The sequence below is a fragment of the Acinetobacter sp. YH12063 genome, from assembly GCF_013419715.1.
Classification (GTDB): Bacteria; Pseudomonadota; Gammaproteobacteria; order Pseudomonadales; family Moraxellaceae; genus Acinetobacter; species Acinetobacter amyesii.
The window spans coordinates 67,433-84,547 of record NZ_VOZO01000003.1 but is presented as its reverse complement, the minus strand read 5'-3'; the positions used below and the strand labels follow the sequence as shown (position 1 = coordinate 84,547).

Below are 17,115 nucleotides of genomic sequence, written 5' to 3'. Positions count from 1 at the left end.
TCCTGTTATTCAGCTACGATAGCTAAAGCATCATTTACGAGCTGAGCTTGTTGTTTTGCGTGCAAATATGGTGAACCACAAGCCGGTGCAGCAGAAGCTTCACGACCTGCATAACTAATACGAACTTGTTTGCCCGCTTTCATCACGTCGTCATATAGACGCGGAGCGATGAATAACCATGCACCTTGGTTCTTCGGTTCTTCTTGAGCCCAAACCAATTCTTTAACGTTTGGATATTGTGCAAGAACTTCAGCAAGACGTGCTTCTGGGTACGGATACAATTGTTCAATACGAACGATTGCTGTGTTGTTCAATTCTTTTTCACGACGTTTTTCAAGTAAGTCGTAGTAAACCTTACCACCACAAAGCACTAGACGAGTTACGTCAGACTTGTTGATGTTGTCGATTTCGTCGATCACAGTTTGGAATGAACCATTTGCAAGTTCTTCTAAAGTAGACGTTGCAAGTTTGTGACGAAGAAGAGACTTCGGTGAAGTCACGATCATTGGTTTACGGATTGGACGAAGTGCTTGACGACGCATCGCATGGTAAATCTGCGCTGGTGTAGTCGGTGTGATCACTTGCATGTTTTCTTCAGCACATAGCTGTAAGAAACGCTCTAAACGAGCTGATGAATGCTCAGGACCTTGACCTTCAAAGCCGTGTGGAAGAAGCATAGTCAGACCGCATACACGTTCCCACTTCGTTTCGCCAGACGCGATGAACTGATCGATTACAACCTGTGCACAGTTTGCGAAGTCACCAAATTGCGCTTCCCAAATGACAAGGCTCTTTGGAAGAGTTGTTGCATAACCGTATTCGAATGCAAGAACCGCCATTTCTGACAATAAAGAGTCATAAATTGCAGTACGCGGTTGGTTTTCTTTCAAGTTACATAATGGAATGTAAGTTGAACCATCTACTTGGTTATGAAGTTTTGCATGACGGTGTGAGAATGTACCACGACCAACGTCTTCACCTGTTAAACGAACAAGGAAACCTTCATCTAGAAGAGACGCGTAAGCTAATGTTTCAGCAGCACCCCAGTTCAATGGCATTTCACCAGTCTGCATTTTCAGACGGTCATCAATCACTTTAGCAACCTGACGTTGCATCACGAAGCCTTCAGGAAGCTCGCGCATTTTCGCACCAAGCTCTTTTAGACGTTCGATTGGGAAAGTCGTATCCCATTTGTCTGTGTATTCGTGGCCTAGGTAAGGTTTCCAGTCCACAAACATTTTTGTATTTGGCTCAAGTACCAACGCATTTGCAACGTGTTTTCCTGCTTCAAGGTCAGAACGATACTGTTCAACCATTGCATCAGCAGAAGCACGATCAAGAACGCCTTCTTGTACAAGTTTGTCAGCATAAAGCGTACGAGTAGTCGCTTTTTTATTGATGATTTGATACATCATTGGCTGAGTTGCAGCTGGCTCGTCGGCTTCGTTATGACCACGACGACGGTAGCAGAACATATCGATTACAACGTCTTTACGGAATGTATGACGGAAATCGTGTGCCAATTGAGAAACAAATAATACAGATTCAGGATCATCACCGTTCACATGGAAGATCGGTGCTTGGATCATTTTCGCGATGTCAGTACAGTATTCTGTAGAACGCGCATCACGTGGGTCAGACGTTGTGAAACCAACTTGGTTGTTCACGACGATATGAACTGTACCACCCACGGTATAACCGCGAGTTTGTGACATTTGGAAGGTTTCTTGGTTTACACCTTGACCTGCAAATGCAGCATCACCGTGAACGATGATTGGTAATACATCATCACCACCGATATCTTTACGACGTACTTGACGTGCGCGTACAGAACCTTCTACTACAGGTCCAACGATTTCTAAGTGTGATGGGTTAAACGCTAATGCCAAGTGAACTTCGCCACCCGGAGTCATGACGTTTGAAGAGAAACCTTGGTGGTATTTAACGTCACCAGAGCCTTTTTTATGCAGAGATTTGCCTTCGAACTCACCAAATAGATCAGCTGGGTTTTTACCCATGATGTTTACAAGAAGGTTTAAACGGCCACGGTGAGGCATACCGATAACCACTTCTTTACAACCTACCGAACCCGCACGTTGAATAAGTTCATTCACCATAGGAATGAAAGATTCACCACCTTCAACACCGAAACGTTTCGCACCAACGAATTTGTTACCAAGGTATTTTTCTAGGCCTTCAGCTGCAGTTAGACGTTCAAGGATATGTTTTTTCTGGTCTGCAGTGTAGCCAAATTGACCACGAGTACCTTCAAGGCGTTGTTGAATCCAACGTTTTTCTTTTGTATCAACAATGTGCATGTATTCAACACCAATCGAAGCAGTATAAGTTGCTTCCATTGCTTGAACCATTTCACCAAGTGTTGCTTCAGATTTACCGATTGCAAGGTTACCTGTATTAAATACAGTGTCTAAGTCAGACTGAGTTAGACCGTGCGCAGCAAGATCTAGATCAGGCACGATTTCACGTTTTGCAAGACCTAGTGGATCTAATTTTGCGTTTTGATGACCACGGTTACGGTATGCAGCGATCAACTGTAATACACCGATTTGACGGCGTTCATGCTCAGAACTTACTGCACTTTGCACTACTGGCTGAACACGGCTTGAATTACGGCCTAATAATAGGAATTGCTCACGTACATTGCTGTGTGGTTGATCACCTTTCGGGAATTTATCGAAGTATTCACGCCAATCAGCCTCTACTGAGTCTGGAGCCGTTAGATACTGCTCATAAAGTTCTTCAATATACGCTGCACTGTCAGCGCTAAGTTCAGTGTCAAGACGCAGTGCGTCAGCAACTTCTTGCATTTGTGGACCCATTTCCTATTGCAAAACATTTCAGGATGCTTTTTAAGCGAACCCATGATTAGTAATGTCAAATTGGTAATATGACATTAGTCCCCATTAGGCTTAAGCCTTGAGGCGTTATCACTACATTAGGATTACCCAATGTGATTAATGAACAATAACGCCCTCAGCGGCATCATTACTCATTGAGAAATACCCGACATAAATCGGGCAATTTTTGCAAATCGTCTTAGAAAAAATAAAATTTGCACCATTATCTTTTCTAAAGCGACTTTATTAACATTTATATACCGTCTACAGCGCTTAAATTGTAGAAAAAATGTACCTAATTCAAAGTCATTTTTTACATATAGTGATGCTTTAAATGCTAACACGTTCGAGCATTTTCAATTGATTTTTTTGACACATACCTCTCATAAATTAGCGAAATACACTGTTTGTATTTTCATCTATGATATGGTGCTACATATAAAATGATCTTTCAATTAAGACAAAAGTCTACGTTCGATTTTTCCCTCATCTCATATACAAAAACAAAAGAGAGCTGACATTCCTATCCTCTCTCTTTTTACTACGTTACATAATAACATCTTCTAATCCTTTTGACAGACTTGTACGAGCGTTTCATCAATAAATAACCATTTATCTATCGCTTTATACCTTTAATTCACTACGTTTCTATTAAATCCATTTAAAGCAGTCAGCAATGACAGTGAATAACTTTCACTATCATCACTTTTATATATGACAAAAAAAAGCGCACCCAATGGTGCGCTTCTTTTTACTGCTAAATCTATTAACCTAGATCTAAAAGCATATTACGGATGTGACCGATTGCTTTAGTTGGGTTAAGACCCTTAGGACATACAGATACACAGTTCATGATACCTTTACAACGGAACAATGAGAATGGGTCGTCAAGACGAGCCAAACGCTCTTGAGTTGCTGTATCACGAGAGTCAATGATGAAGCGATATGCGTTCAACAATGCTGATGGACCCAAGAACTTGTCTGGGTTCCACCAGAATGATGGGCATGAAGTTGAACAACATGCACAAAGAATACATTCGTACAAACCATCTAAGTGTTCACGCTCTTCAGGAGACTGCAAACGCTCTTTAGGAGGCGCAGGCTGATTGTTGATTAGGAACGGATGGATTTTATTGTACTGATCGTAGAACTGATTCATATCTACAACCAAGTCTTTAATTACTGGAAGACCTGGAAGTGGACGAATTGTAATCACTTCTGGTAAGTCGTTTAGGTTCCAAAGACACGCTAAACCATTTTTACCATTGATGTTTACACCATCAGAACCACAAATACCTTCACGACATGAACGACGGAATGTTAATGATTCGTCTTGTACTTTTAATGCTAGAAGCGCATCAAGCAACATACGGTGCTTGTCAGTCAACTCTAGTTTAAAAGTTTGCATGTACGGAGCTGCATCCTTATCAGGATCGTAGCGGTAGATATTAAATGTACGAGTACCTCTACTCATCTTACTTCTCCCAATTAGAATGTACGTGGTTTAGGTGGAATAGCATCTACAGATAAAGGCTTGTAACGTACTGGTTTGTACTCAAGACGGTTATCTACAGAGAACCATAAAGTGTGTTTCATCCACTCATCATCACGACGGCCGTATGGGTAGTCAGCATGATCAGGTGGTAATTCGAAATCTACCACTGTATGTGCACCACGACATTCTTTACGTGCAGCTGCAGAAATCAGTGTCGCTTTTGCAACTTCATACAAGTTTTCAACTTCTAGAGCTTCAACACGTGCTGTGTTAAATACTTTAGATTTGTCTTTCAAGTGAATGTTGCGTACACGTGGTTCGATCGCAAGAATCTGTTTCACGCCTTCTTCAAGAAGTGCAGATGTACGGAATACACCAGCGTGGTCTTGAACGATGTCACGGATTGCATCTGCAACTTCTTGAGCATTTTCACCAGAAGTAGATTCATCAAGATGACGAACACGATTCAAAGTGTTTTCAAGAACAGTTGTAGGTAATGGAGCGTATTCATCACCGTGGTGTTTAGTTACGTAGTCAACAATATGTTCACCAGCAGCTTTACCAAATACAACCAAGTCAAGCAATGAGTTTGTACCTAGACGGTTTGCACCGTGTACAGATACACATGAACATTCACCGATTGCATAGAAACCTTTCACTGGTTTAGTGAAATCACGGTCACCCGCATTGTGTGAGTACACACCAGTTTCTTTATTGTAGTTCGCAACCAAAGCTTCAGTTTCACGAGATACAGGAACAACCACTTGACCATGAATATTTGTAGGAATACCACCCATTTGGTAATGGATTGTAGGTACTACAGGAATTGGCTCTTTAGTGATGTCAACGTTCGCGAATTTCTTACCAATCTCAAATACAGATGGAAGACGTTTCATGATTGTTTCAGCACCAAGATGCGTCATATCAAGCAAGATGTAGTCTTTCTTAGGACCACAGCCACGACCTTCTTTAATTTCTTGGTCCATAGAGCGTGATACGAAGTCACGAGGTGCCAAGTCTTTAAGTGTCGGAGCATAACGTTCCATGAACGGCTCACCAGCATCGTTACGAAGGATCGCACCTTCACCACGACAACCTTCTGTCAACAATACGCCTGCGCCCGCAACACCTGTTGGGTGGAATTGCCAGAATTCCATATCTTGTAATGGAATACCTGCACGAGCTGCCATACCAAGACCGTCACCAGTGTTGATATAAGCGTTAGTAGATGCACGGTAAACTCGACCAGCACCACCAGTAGCGAACAATGTTGCTTTACCTTGGAATACTGCAATTTTACCCGTTTCTTGGTCAATTGCTGTCACACCAAGCACATCACCCTCTTCATTACGGATCAAATCAAGTGCGATCCATTCAACGAAGAATTGAGTACCCATTTTCACGTTGCTTTGATAAAGCGTATGAAGAAGAGCGTGACCTGTACGGTCGGCAGCAGCACATGCACGTGGAACTGGTTTTTCACCATAGTTCGCAGCATGACCACCAAACGGACGTTGGTAAATTGTACCGTCAGCGTTACGGTCAAATGGCATACCTAGGTGTTCAAGCTCATATACAACTTGAGGTGCTTCACGAGTCATAAACTCAATTGCGTCTTGGTCACCTAACCAGTCAGAACCTTTAACTGTATCGTAGAAGTGGTAGTGCCAGTTATCTTCTTGCATGTTACCAAGAGATGCACCAATACCACCCTGCGCTGCAACAGTGTGTGAACGAGTTGGGAATACTTTAGTCAGTACAGCAACTTTCAAACCAGCTTGAGCAAGTTGGTAAGAAGCACGCATACCTGAACCACCACCACCAACGATGACCGCATCGAAAGTTAGGTGTGGAATATTTGTGTAATCTTCTTTAGGGGTTATAGCGCCCATGATATTTTCCTATCAATTTGCCCAAAAAATCTGGATCGCCCAGATCGCGTATGCAAATACTGCAACAATCACTGCAGAAGTCAGCACTAAACGCAGACCGTTTGCTGAAGGACCCATTTGACGAGTAGTCACATAGTCAGTGAATACTTGCCACATACCAATCCAAGCATGCGCAACAAGAGATAAGACAGACAATAAAGATAAAATCTTCATTGGTGTTGTCATCATAAAGCCATACCATTGCTCAAAAGTGAATCCGCTATTGCAAAGGATCCAGCCCAGCACAACAATAGTATAAACAGCCAATACAACGGCACTTACACGTTGGATAAACCAATCGCGCGAACCTGATCCTGTTAAACCTGTAGCACTTTTCATTAGAGAACAATCCATACAAATGCTGCAACAATACCGATTGCAGACAAGATCAATGAAATAGTAGCTGCGATACGACCACTTTGAAGTTCTTCAGCAACGCCAAGATCTGCAAATAGATGCTTGATACCACCGATAAGGTGATAAATTAAGCCGGCTACAAATACCCATACGACAAAACGCACAATAAAGCTATCAAACACAGCTTGAACTTGCGCAAAACCTTCAGGTGAAGATAAAGATTTGTCTAAAATCCAAAGAAGGACCGGTACGAGTAAAAATACGATAACACCTGATAGACGGTGTAAAATTGATGCAATAGCCACAGGGGATTTTAAGTTTACGTCTAAAACTTGACCCATGGACAAATTGACAGGTCTGTTGCTTTTCACAGCGGGCATCCTGTAAGTAAAAACTCCATCCGGAGTTTGTTGGAATTAATTCGTAGGAAAGCTAGCATAGTCAGACATTACAATATAATAAACTCTGCAGCTGTCTGATCTTATAAACGACAGGGAATTATAAAACGTGAACTTTCAAAACACAAACGAAGACAATTAGGAATTTTGCAAAATATCCTTAAATAAGAATCATTAACAATAACTTTTCTAAAAAAAAATACCTTATTTATCTAAGAAAATCATACTATGTTGTTGGTTTTAATCAGTTAAATGTAAATTTAACTTATTGTTTTTGTGTGTATATAGCGATTTAAACTTTTAGACTAAAGATGAACAAATCTAAATCTTTCTTTTCCCACTACATTTTAAAATCTTCCAACACATTCGCCAAGCCATAATCATAAAAATAAATGTGCATCATTTTCTCAAATGATAAAACTTAAAGATCATGAAACGAAATAAGTACTTAGTCTGTGCATAAAAATCTCAGTAACAGCAAATCTGTTCAATAAAACGCCATTATTTACCTTTCCAATGACAAAAATGATCATTTATTAAGCTTTTTAAGGCGTTTAATTAACTATTTTTTAACCAAACGAACTTTTTTTTAAGGGCGATTAAGTCGTTTTAATTATGAATAAGAAAACAGCAATTTAGAGCCACAGATGTGTGTAAGTTACGAAAATTATAATAATTTAATGAAATAGCGGTCTTGTAATTCATATTTGTTTCAGAGTTTTTAAGAATTAAAAATTGCTTACAATTAAGGCAATAGGCTTTTTTTAATCTGCACCTCCCCTGCAATTTGACTTATTATACTGCGTCGGCACTGTGATTTTACTCATTTTTTAAGCGGATGAATTGTGCTTCATTCCAAGGAATGATCCTCAATTTATATCCATAAGTATAATTGACAAAATTTCAGTTCCCTCTAATCTTAGAGCAAATTTTTGATCTGTCTGATTCTCGCATTAAAAGATTAGTACTGAGTCAGATAAAACATTCACCAGGACAGGAGATCTATTGAATGTCTGAAGCAACTGGCAAAAAAGCCGTTTTACAGCTTGATGGCAAAGAAATTGACTTACCAATTTACAGTGGCACTCTAGGCCCAGATGTAATTGACGTTAAAGATGTGTTGGCCGCAGGTCACTTTACTTTTGATCCTGGTTTTGTCTCAACGGCTGCTTGTGAATCTAAAATCACTTTCATTGACGGCGGTAAAGGTGTTCTTCTACACCGTGGCTACCCAATCGACCAGCTTGCTACTAAAGCAGACTACTTAGAAACTTGCTACCTTCTTTTGAACGGCGAGCTTCCTACTGCTGAACAAAAACAAGAATTCGATGCTAAAGTTCGTAACCACACTATGGTTCACGATCAAGTTGGCCGTTTCTTCAATGGTTTCCGTCGTGACGCTCACCCTATGGCGATCATGTGTGGTGTTGTTGGTGCGCTTTCTGCGTTCTATCACAACGGTTTCGATGTTGAAAACATTGACCACCGCGAAATCACTGCTATTCGCTTAATCGCTAAAGTTCCTACTTTAGCTGCTTGGACTTACAAATACACAGTAGGCCAACCATTCGTTTACCCACGTAACGACTTAAGCTACGCAGAAAACTTCTTGTACATGATGTTTGCTACTCCTGCAGACCGTGATTACAAAGTTGACCCTATTCTTGCTAAAGCAATGGACCGTATCTTCACGCTTCATGCTGACCACGAACAAAACGCGTCTACTTCTACAGTACGTCTTGCTGGTTCTACTGGCGCTAACCCATACGCATGTATCGCTGCGGGTATCGCGGCTCTATGGGGACCTGCTCATGGCGGCGCGAACGAAGCTGTTCTTAAGATGCTTGATGAAATCGGCACTGTAGAAAACGTTGCTCCGTTCATGGAAAAAGTGAAAACTAAAGAAGTTAAACTTATGGGCTTCGGTCACCGAGTTTACAAAAACTTCGATCCACGTGCGAAAGTAATGAAAGAGACTTGTGACGAAGTGTTAACTGCACTTGGTATCAACGATCCACAACTTGCTTTGGCTATGGAACTTGAACGTATTGCGCTTTCTGACGAATACTTCATCAAACGTAACCTATACCCTAACGTAGACTTCTACTCAGGTATCATCCTTAAAGCGATTGGTATCCCAACAGAAATGTTTACAGTAATCTTCGCTCTTGCACGTACTGTTGGTTGGATCAGCCACTGGTTAGAAATGCACAGCGCACCTTACAAAATCGGTCGTCCTCGTCAGCTTTACACTGGCGAAACTCAACGCGATATCCAAGGTCGTTAATTCGAAAGAATTGTGCGAATCTAAAAACCGTCCCTTTGGGGCGGTTTTTTTATGCAGCTAGATTTATTTTGCACTTTAAAACAGCCCCATCTGACTGATTTTTCAACTCAATCATTAGATAAAACGATGTCTCACAAGTTATAAAGTATGCTGTTTATTGCTGAGTGTATTTTAAATCGCCATTTTCTAGAAAATCTCACACTGCTTCATCAGATATCGTCATAAAAAAGCCTAATTCCACGTAGAAATTAGGCTGTAAACAAAAGGTTTAAATATTGATGATGCTTTATTTTAGCTTATTAAGTTAAGTAACTTTTATTAAGCAACCTTCTCTAAGCAACCGACTCATAGTCTGTCAAGTCCACCTGTTTAAGACGCTGCTTTAACTGTTTCAGTGACCACGGCCAAGCTACAAAATTGCGTCCATTGGCATCTAAGTAATAGCTCTTACAGCCGCCACTATTAAAGACTGTAGTCTGTAAATGTGTCTGTACTTTTGCATTGTGATAGGCCAATACATTTGGCTTAATTTCAAGCCGTTGTATCTTCTCTTGTTTCATTTTTACCAAAGCATCAACGATATACCCAACCTGTGCTTCTGCAATCCCAATGAATGAGTCATAAACCAAAATATTTGGCCCAAGCACCAAGAAGGCATTAGGTACTTGCGCGATACTGGTACCCAAAAACGCTTCAGGAGAACTGTTTTTCCAAAGTTCTGACAATAACTCCCCTTTGGCATTTTTTACACGTTGCCCAATCGGCGGATGAGAAACTTCAAAACCTGTGCCCCAAATAATGACATCGACTTCATGACGTTCACCATTTGCAGCGATGACAGTATTACCTTCTATTTCCACTAAACCATGTGGCACAAGTTCAACATTGGCTTGCTGCAAAGCAGGATAATAGTTATTGGCAAATAAAAGACGCTTACAACCAATAGAAAAGTTTGGTGTTACTTTTTCAAGTAATTCAGTATCTTGAATTTGTGTTTTCAACAACTGACGACCTAAATAATTCACAGGCTCTAGTAGTGAAGGATTACGCAGTCCTAAATTAATACCATTTAATATACCGGCCACACTTTTGCGCCAAGTTTCTTGAACAGTCGGAAAACGGGTAATGATGCCTTTCGCACGGTCATTCAGTGGTAAATCTGCTTTTGGTAATACCCATGGCGCAGTCCGTTGAAACACCACCACATTTTTGGCAATAGGTTGAATCTGAGGAATAAACTGAATCGCAGATGCCCCCGTACCAATCACTGCAATACGTTTATCTTTTAAGTCATAGGCATGGTTCCATCGCGCAGAATGGAACATTTCACCTTCAAAGCTTTCAATACCTTTAATTTTTGGAATTTGCGGTTCAGTAATCGGCCCAGTGGAAAAGATCACTGTTCTTGCCGCATACTTACCTTTACTGGTCTCCAATTGCCATTGCTTTAATTGCTCATTCCATTCCGCTGCAATTAATTCACAATTGAACTGAATGTTGCGATACAGCGCATGCTGCTCCGCAACACCTTCTAAATAGTTCAGAATCTCAGGTTGCTTGGCAAATAAATGACTCCATTTATGACTCGGTGCAAATGAAAAAGAATATAAAGCCGAAGGGACATCACGTCCACAACCTGGATAGGTGTTGTCGCGCCATGTTCCTCCTACGCGATTGGCTTTTTCCAAAACCACATAATCGGTATAACCTCGTTCATTCATTTGATGAGCGGCAGCTAAACCGGATATCCCCGCACCAATCACAATGGTATCGTAGACACGCACTTGATTTTCTACGCTTGGTTTTTGTAGGCTAGGTTCTGGCTCTGCTTGGTCTTGTGCTGCTTTTTTAGCTTTAGCAGAAGACGATGCAGGACGACGTGCATTAGTATGTGCTGTGGGCTTTTTAGTTTGAGTTTTCTCTTGATCTAAGGCTTTTACATCTTCGTCATGTAATTGTGTCGGCATGTTCATGCTTTTGCTCCCGACTTTTTAATATAGTTGTTAAATATGGGATAACCCACCCCCAATAAACGGGTATAGGTTTGCGGGGATAAACGCTTTAACCACCAAAATAATTTGGCATCAGGTTGCGGAATGGTGTACAACTTCCCTGCATCTAAATTATTCAATGTCAAATTGACTACATCGTGGCTCGTCGTAAATGCATGATTCATCAGCAGTTGATCAGCTAAGCTTGAATATCGATTGGGCAAGCGTCCATTCTTCATGATATTGGTCGGCACCAAGGTTGGGCACAGTACATTCACACGGATATTTGCCGATCGGAGCTCTGCCGATAAAGTTTCAGACAATGCCAACACACTCGACTTCGTCACGTTATATGCTGTCATTTCTGGTGCAGCAGTATATGCCGCAGCAGAAGCAACATTAATAATCGCGCCGCCCTGCTTATTTTGTTTCAACTTGGGTACAAAATAATGGCAGCCATGCACCACACCCCACAAATTGACATGCATACACCACTGCCAGTCATCTAAACTCAGTTCATCAAATTTACCACCCAGCCCGACGCCTGCATTGTTGATCACCAAGGTCACAGCATGTCCCATCAACTGCTCAGCTTGCTCTGACAATGCTTTTACTTCTTCAGCTTTACCTACATCACACTGCACCGCATAAGCATTTGATGATGTCATGGATTGAATTTGATCCACCGTTTCTTGCGCTGCTTCTAGATGAATATCGGCACAGACCACTGTCCCACCACGACGTGCCAACTCCAAAGCGAAACTTCGCCCAATACCACTGCCTGCACCGGTAACCACCGCGTAGGCGTTTTCACTTGGCTTATTCTTTTTTCCAAATAGACCCATGGTTTTGTCCTTTTATCGTTTTAATGCTGGGGTAAATTCTTTGACAAAATAAGGTGTTAACACACCATCAACAGGGTTCAGCAAACGCTTTTTGTAATATTCAAGAAATGCAGAAGTGTCATGATCATTTGGGTGAAAACTTGGTCGTAAATAATCAAAAATATGCCCGAGGCTGCTGCCATAAACACCATCTCTTAGACCAAAAATCAGTTGGAAACTGCGCGGAACATCTTTCCAGTAGCTTAGGCTAATCAAATTTGATGGCTTTCTGTAGAAAGGGACAATCGATGCACCAATTGAAATCAAACCCAAAATGGTAATTAATGCAGGGAAAAAGCCTGCAATACGTAAAGCATAATTACCTGATAATTCTTGATAAACATCATAGGCAATGTCTTTGTGTTCAGACTCTTCCAACATATGCCACATCCAAATAGCGCGCTGCTTTTCATCTATTGAATTAAAAAAGATTTCTTCATGATTCATCATGTATTCCGCAAGCACTGCGGTGAAATGCTCAATTGCTGCCATTAAGGATAACTTTATTGGCTGTGGCATACGTTCAAAACCATAGGCAAAGACGTAGTGTTCTAACTTTCTAAAAAATTGCACAGGCAGATTTCTTGCGCGATATGCTTCATTCATTTCTTCATGCATACGTGAATGAATGGCCTCTTGCCCAATCAACGACGTGACACGTTGTCTTAATACAGGATCTTGAATAAAGTCGCGATGATATCGAGCAGTATCAATCACTAAATCTTCGCCACGGGTTAAGAAAATAGATAAAGATGCAAAATAGGCACTGGCCAATTCTGCATTCATATAAAATTTTGGATCAATTTTTTCTGGCTCGAAATCAAATTTCATATGACGAATAGGAACAACGGCAGACTGTTTTGTTGGGTCAAAGACAGGGCCTGCAAATACGCGTGCTAACGTTTTTTTTATCGGTTGAAAAGCGCTCATGATTTTGCTCTCAATTTGGGTGTTTACCGTTCATTGACTTCATGTCGATTAAAGTAAAAACACATAGATTGAGGATCAAATTAAGTGAGATAGATCACTAGGCCATTAGCAAAACCGACCTCTAGATTTGCAAAAATGCTCAAATATTTTCTTTGTCAGACAATCTTTAAAACATCAATGCTGTATGGCTCAAAAGCTTGTCATTAAAGGTCATGGCGTATTTTTTGTGAGGGACGATTATTAGATTTTTTGCACTTCGCCAGTCACAGATTGATAGACCCATTGATGATCAAACAGGCTGTCATCTAAATGATCTAGTTTAAAATTACCGATAGCCACAGCATAGAATCCATTGCCCTGCTGCTTAAAATGTGTGATCTCTTGCATGAGTTCTTCAGTCAGTTGACCCATTATAAAGTCGGAAATTACCACCACATCGGCATGTACAAAATTCGGTTGTTTCAACATGTCCACGGCATGATTCATCGCAGGGATAATATCGGTTCCCCCATGAAATGACTGCCCTAAAAAGTGAATGACATCATCCAAAGCGCTGTTACGCTGTAAATTCAGCGCGGTTAAATTGGTCGAGAAATTCACCAAATACATCGCTCGCTTTTCTTTTAGCGCTCGAATAGATAAATACAAACAAATCGCTTTGGAAATCAGTTCAGGTTGCCCATTCATTGAGCCACTGGTATCTAAGCAGACAATCATCGGGCCTTTTTGTCCGACTCGATGCTGCGTATGGCGTTGGTCTTCAATCACCCGTCCCTGTTGCTGACCTTGTCGATTAAAACTCATCAAATTAGATTCTAAATATTTCAAATCAAATAAAACTTGCAAGTCTGGATCGGCTAATAGCGCCAACTCGCTAGGTAAAGCCATACTGAGTTCTTGTGCCAATTTAATTCCAGTAATTTCCTCTTGCGCCATCGGGGTGTGAATAAGCTGCAGTGGTTCTTGTTCTAACTGCGCAGAAATCCGCTTACGTGGCATATTCGGCTGTGCGCTTCCGATCATTTGACATAAACGTTTAAGCGCCCGATCTTGCTCGAGATAATTCGCCCATTGCTCAAAGTTCTGTACATCATGCTCAGTTAATTGCCCTTTGGAATAGTCTAGAAAAATCCCAGTTTCAAACCCGACACTGTCATGGTGCTTGACCATTTTCGACAATGTCGCAAGAAAATCTTTGATTTCATCTAAAAAGGCATCTCGTTGTAACCTGAGCTGCTCAAACTCCCAATGCGCAATGGCTTCGGTCAATTTACGCTGCCATTTGCCTTTAAATAGCTCTATTTGTAATTGACGCTGCTGCTTGGTCAGCAATGGCTGTTGGCTCTGTTGCCACATTTCAGTGAATTCTGGAATCCCTAAGGTTTGCATGAAGGCGGCATATTCAGTGTGGAATTGAACAAAATCACCCTGCTCCCAATGCTTTAACGCAAGCCAATATTCCAATTGCTGCTGCGCCACTGCATAGGGATGCTGCTGATCTAAACTCGATTTTGCCTGAAAGGCCCATTCCTGAATTTTTTGATCGAGCTTTTTTGCAACTTTATGATCTTCCAACCAATGTTTTAAACTGGATTGTTTTAATTCATCATATAGTTGTGAACTTAATTCATCGAGTGCCGATTGAGTTTGATGTCGTGTCAGTTTTAATTGCGACATAACTGTTCCAAGCGCTCACAATCTTGTAACTGCAACTGATATCTCGCCAATTGCTGCTCAATAGATTGAATCAAATGTTCAATATCCTGTTCAGTGACAAAGACCGATTTAAACTGATGTTTTTGACTGTTAAATCGTTCCGTTAACAGTTCCAATTCTGTTTGAAACTGTGCTTTGAGCTGTTGAACTTCGTGTAACAGCTCATATTGGCTTTGTGCTGAAAGAGAGCTGCGTGGACTACCTTTGGTATGTTTTATATACGGCGTCACCACTTCTTCTAAGCCGTAATAGCCACCTTTTAACGTACACACTCTTGAACCATTAAAATTACATACGATGCCACGCACTTCTTCACCGGTATCATCTAAGGCAAAGAAGTCCTTTTTCGTATCCATTTTATCCAGTTCGAGATACAACAGTTTATCTTTATAGTGTCGATCTAGATTGGTCACTGCACGCAAGTAATCAGTGCCATGAATTAAATAACTCTCATACACATCATCGGTATAATAAAAATGATTGAGCACCCGCTGTTCAAGTGCATCCTTCTCTGCCACATGTTGTTCGAATTGCAAACCGTAATTTAAGCCATTTTCAGCCAATACTTCATCTATCTGCTGCGAAACAAAAGCAATGTCTTCAGGCTGATTCCATAAGCAATGTTTTAAAATTAATAGATCACTCAAAATCACTGATGGACGATCATTTAAAAATGCACAGGCTTTGACTAAATAAGCCACACGTTGCCAACGACGGTCAGAGACATAGACCACGTGATCTTCAAAGTTATGGTTGAGTCGAGTTTTAAGTTGATCAAACAGATTTAAAATCGAAGCGGGTAATTCCACCTGATATATCTGTTCCCGCCAATCTTGCAACTCGGCTTTTGTTATTTTTAAAGTTGCATCGACTTCAACACTGACTTGACTCGGCTTGGCCTGTAATAGTGCATGAAAGTTTTCTGCAACAGCAATCGGCGGCACTTCTAAACGCAAAATAAAACGATCATACAATGCATCTAGACCTTGATTTGATTCGGGAATTTCATTCGATGCACTAACCAAAACATTCAATGGAACTTTTTGGACAATGTCACCATTTTTAAAACTCCGCTCATTCACCAAGGTCAGTAAAGTATTTAAAATCGCTGGACTGGCTTTCCAAATTTCATCTAAAAAAGCAAAATCTGCCCGTGGTAAATAATGTTCTGTTTTACGAATGTATTGATCTTCTTTTAAGGCTTTAATTGATACTGGGCCAAAAATTTCTTCAGGCGTACTGAAACGATTCATCAAATATTCAAAATAGTCATGGACTTCAAAAGCAGAAGCAATTCGACGCGAAATCAAACTTTTTGCTGTGCCGGGCAAACCATATAAAAAGGTATTCATGCCCGCAACACCAGCCAGCAAACTCAAAGCAATAATCTGCTCGCGTTCATACATATTTTTACTGATTTCAGAAATTAAAGTATTGATCCGTGCTTGCATCTGATTATCTGTTTGACCGAAAACTAAATTGTAACGCCCTAACCGATGTTTCGCTGTAGCAGATGCAAAAATATCGCTTTTTAAATACAGCGCAACAGCGTGATATTGTATTTTCAGGTTATAGTAAAACTACACATCCCTTTGGAACTCTAGAAACTTTTCATCATGTTGCCCTTCTTTCCTACACTCATCCGACTGTTAAAACTTGAAGGTTTTAAATATCGATCCCTCACGGCAGGTGAAATATCCATGTGTCAGAGTGTATTTGGGGATTTGATTCAATATGAACAAGTGAAAGTGATGAATCACCCTTTTTTGCCTTGGCAATCGGCGCATGTGGTCATGGCGCCTCAGGGGTATATCCATGCACGAAATTTACTGTTTAAAGCGGACTATGCCAAAGCGTCCTTAGGATATCGCGCCCTGTTTATTCATGAGATGGCCCATGTTTATCAATACCAGCAGCAGATCAATGTTTTGGGTCGGGGTGCTGTTTTACAGATGGCGTATTTCTTTAGTTTTAAAAAATATAATCCTTACCACTATACCCTCAAAGCACACAAAGCATTTTTTGACTACAACATTGAGCAACAAGGCGACATTGCTCGTGACATCTATTTAAAGCGAATTAAAAATATTATTTTATATCCAGAACTTGTTCATCACATTGAGCTGTAAAGCTTCCATACTATTAGTCGAATATTTTTAGATAAAACTGAATATCGCCTGATCATTCTATTACACACTATTGCTCGCCCATTGACGCTATTTTTAAGTACAAAAAAACAGCATTAATATTTACTTTATGGCACATAAG

The 17,115-nt window shown here is 40.7% G+C and carries 12 protein-coding genes; 2 read left to right on the top strand and 10 right to left on the bottom strand.

What is annotated here, in order from left to right; all coding sequences use genetic code 11:
- Nucleotides 1-5: 5 nt before the first annotated feature.
- The 5 genes from FTU12_RS05060 to sdhC all read right to left on the bottom strand — a co-directional run bounded on the left by FTU12_RS05060 (nt 6) and on the right by sdhC (nt 7,021).
- Nucleotides 6-2,828 carry a 2-oxoglutarate dehydrogenase E1 component gene (locus tag FTU12_RS05060; protein WP_111884450.1) on the bottom strand — a complete coding sequence of 941 codons (2,823 nt, stop codon included), beginning with the start codon at nt 2,826-2,828 and terminating at the stop codon, nt 6-8.
- A gap of 796 nt (nt 2,829-3,624) precedes the next feature.
- On the bottom strand, nt 3,625-4,332 hold the full coding sequence (locus FTU12_RS05055) for a succinate dehydrogenase iron-sulfur subunit (protein WP_078189905.1): 708 nt from the start codon (nt 4,330-4,332) through the stop codon (nt 3,625-3,627).
- Between the two features lie 14 nt (nt 4,333-4,346).
- Complete coding sequence (gene sdhA, locus FTU12_RS05050; RefSeq protein WP_180011021.1) at nt 4,347-6,245, bottom strand: succinate dehydrogenase flavoprotein subunit; 1,899 nt, start codon at nt 6,243-6,245, stop codon at nt 4,347-4,349.
- A gap of 12 nt (nt 6,246-6,257) precedes the next feature.
- Nucleotides 6,258-6,623 (bottom strand): succinate dehydrogenase, hydrophobic membrane anchor protein, encoded by a 366-nt coding sequence (gene sdhD / locus FTU12_RS05045; protein ID WP_078189907.1) that lies wholly within the window; start codon nt 6,621-6,623, stop codon nt 6,258-6,260.
- Nucleotides 6,623-7,021, bottom strand: coding sequence for a succinate dehydrogenase, cytochrome b556 subunit (sdhC, locus tag FTU12_RS05040; protein ID WP_078192993.1), 399 nt, complete (start codon nt 7,019-7,021; stop codon nt 6,623-6,625). Before sdhC ends, sdhD begins: the two co-directional genes overlap by 1 nt.
- 1,027 nt (nt 7,022-8,048) lie before the next feature.
- On the opposite strand from sdhC, the gene gltA reads away from it, so the two are divergent.
- On the top strand, nt 8,049-9,326 hold the full coding sequence (gene gltA / locus FTU12_RS05035; RefSeq protein ID WP_078189909.1) for a citrate synthase: 1,278 nt from the start codon (nt 8,049-8,051) through the stop codon (nt 9,324-9,326).
- A 332-nt stretch (nt 9,327-9,658) separates the two neighbouring features.
- Here gltA and FTU12_RS05030 read toward each other — a convergent pair whose 3' ends face one another.
- The 5 genes from FTU12_RS05030 to FTU12_RS05010 all read right to left on the bottom strand — a co-directional run bounded on the left by FTU12_RS05030 (nt 9,659) and on the right by FTU12_RS05010 (nt 16,298).
- Nucleotides 9,659-11,293 carry an NAD(P)/FAD-dependent oxidoreductase gene (locus FTU12_RS05030; protein WP_180113914.1) on the bottom strand — a complete coding sequence of 545 codons (1,635 nt, stop codon included), beginning with the start codon at nt 11,291-11,293 and terminating at the stop codon, nt 9,659-9,661.
- Nucleotides 11,294-11,295: 2 nt separating this feature from the next.
- Nucleotides 11,296-12,162, bottom strand: coding sequence for an SDR family NAD(P)-dependent oxidoreductase (locus tag FTU12_RS05025; RefSeq protein ID WP_180065232.1), 867 nt, complete (start codon nt 12,160-12,162; stop codon nt 11,296-11,298).
- 12 nt (nt 12,163-12,174) lie between these two features.
- Nucleotides 12,175-13,131, bottom strand: a complete 957-nt coding sequence (locus FTU12_RS05020) for a metal-dependent hydrolase (protein WP_180113893.1) — start codon at nt 13,129-13,131, stop codon at nt 12,175-12,177.
- Nucleotides 13,132-13,371: 240 nt separating this feature from the next.
- The gene (locus FTU12_RS05015; protein ID WP_180113892.1) at nt 13,372-14,808 is read right to left on the bottom strand and encodes a VWA domain-containing protein; all 1,437 of its coding nucleotides are present in this window, start codon (nt 14,806-14,808) and stop codon (nt 13,372-13,374) included.
- On the bottom strand, nt 14,796-16,298 hold the full coding sequence (locus FTU12_RS05010; protein WP_180113891.1) for an AAA family ATPase: 1,503 nt from the start codon (nt 16,296-16,298) through the stop codon (nt 14,796-14,798). The genes FTU12_RS05015 and FTU12_RS05010 overlap by 13 nt, the downstream gene beginning before the upstream one ends.
- 162 nt (nt 16,299-16,460) lie before the next feature.
- Between FTU12_RS05010 and FTU12_RS05005 the strand changes: the two genes are divergently transcribed.
- Complete coding sequence (locus FTU12_RS05005) at nt 16,461-16,976, top strand: hypothetical protein (RefSeq protein ID WP_180113913.1); 516 nt, start codon at nt 16,461-16,463, stop codon at nt 16,974-16,976.
- Nucleotides 16,977-17,115 lie beyond the last annotated feature (139 nt).

Coding starts and splice junctions, on each gene's coding strand:
- FTU12_RS05060 (WP_111884450.1), bottom strand. CDS start 2,828: ATGCAAGAAGTTGCTGACGCACTGCGTCTTGACACTGAACTTAGCGCT.
- FTU12_RS05055 (WP_078189905.1), bottom strand. CDS start 4,332: ATGAGTAGAGGTACTCGTACATTTAATATCTACCGCTACGATCCTGAT.
- sdhA (WP_180011021.1), bottom strand. CDS start 6,245: ATGGGCGCTATAACCCCTAAAGAAGATTACACAAATATTCCACACCTA.
- sdhD (WP_078189907.1), bottom strand. CDS start 6,623: ATGAAAAGTGCTACAGGTTTAACAGGATCAGGTTCGCGCGATTGGTTT.
- sdhC (WP_078192993.1), bottom strand. CDS start 7,021: ATGCCCGCTGTGAAAAGCAACAGACCTGTCAATTTGTCCATGGGTCAA.
- gltA (WP_078189909.1), top strand. CDS start 8,049: ATGTCTGAAGCAACTGGCAAAAAAGCCGTTTTACAGCTTGATGGCAAA.
- FTU12_RS05030 (WP_180113914.1), bottom strand. CDS start 11,293: ATGCCGACACAATTACATGACGAAGATGTAAAAGCCTTAGATCAAGAG.
- FTU12_RS05025 (WP_180065232.1), bottom strand. CDS start 12,162: ATGGGTCTATTTGGAAAAAAGAATAAGCCAAGTGAAAACGCCTACGCG.
- FTU12_RS05020 (WP_180113893.1), bottom strand. CDS start 13,131: ATGAGCGCTTTTCAACCGATAAAAAAAACGTTAGCACGCGTATTTGCA.
- FTU12_RS05015 (WP_180113892.1), bottom strand. CDS start 14,808: ATGTCGCAATTAAAACTGACACGACATCAAACTCAATCGGCACTCGAT.
- FTU12_RS05010 (WP_180113891.1), bottom strand. CDS start 16,298: ATGCAAGCACGGATCAATACTTTAATTTCTGAAATCAGTAAAAATATG.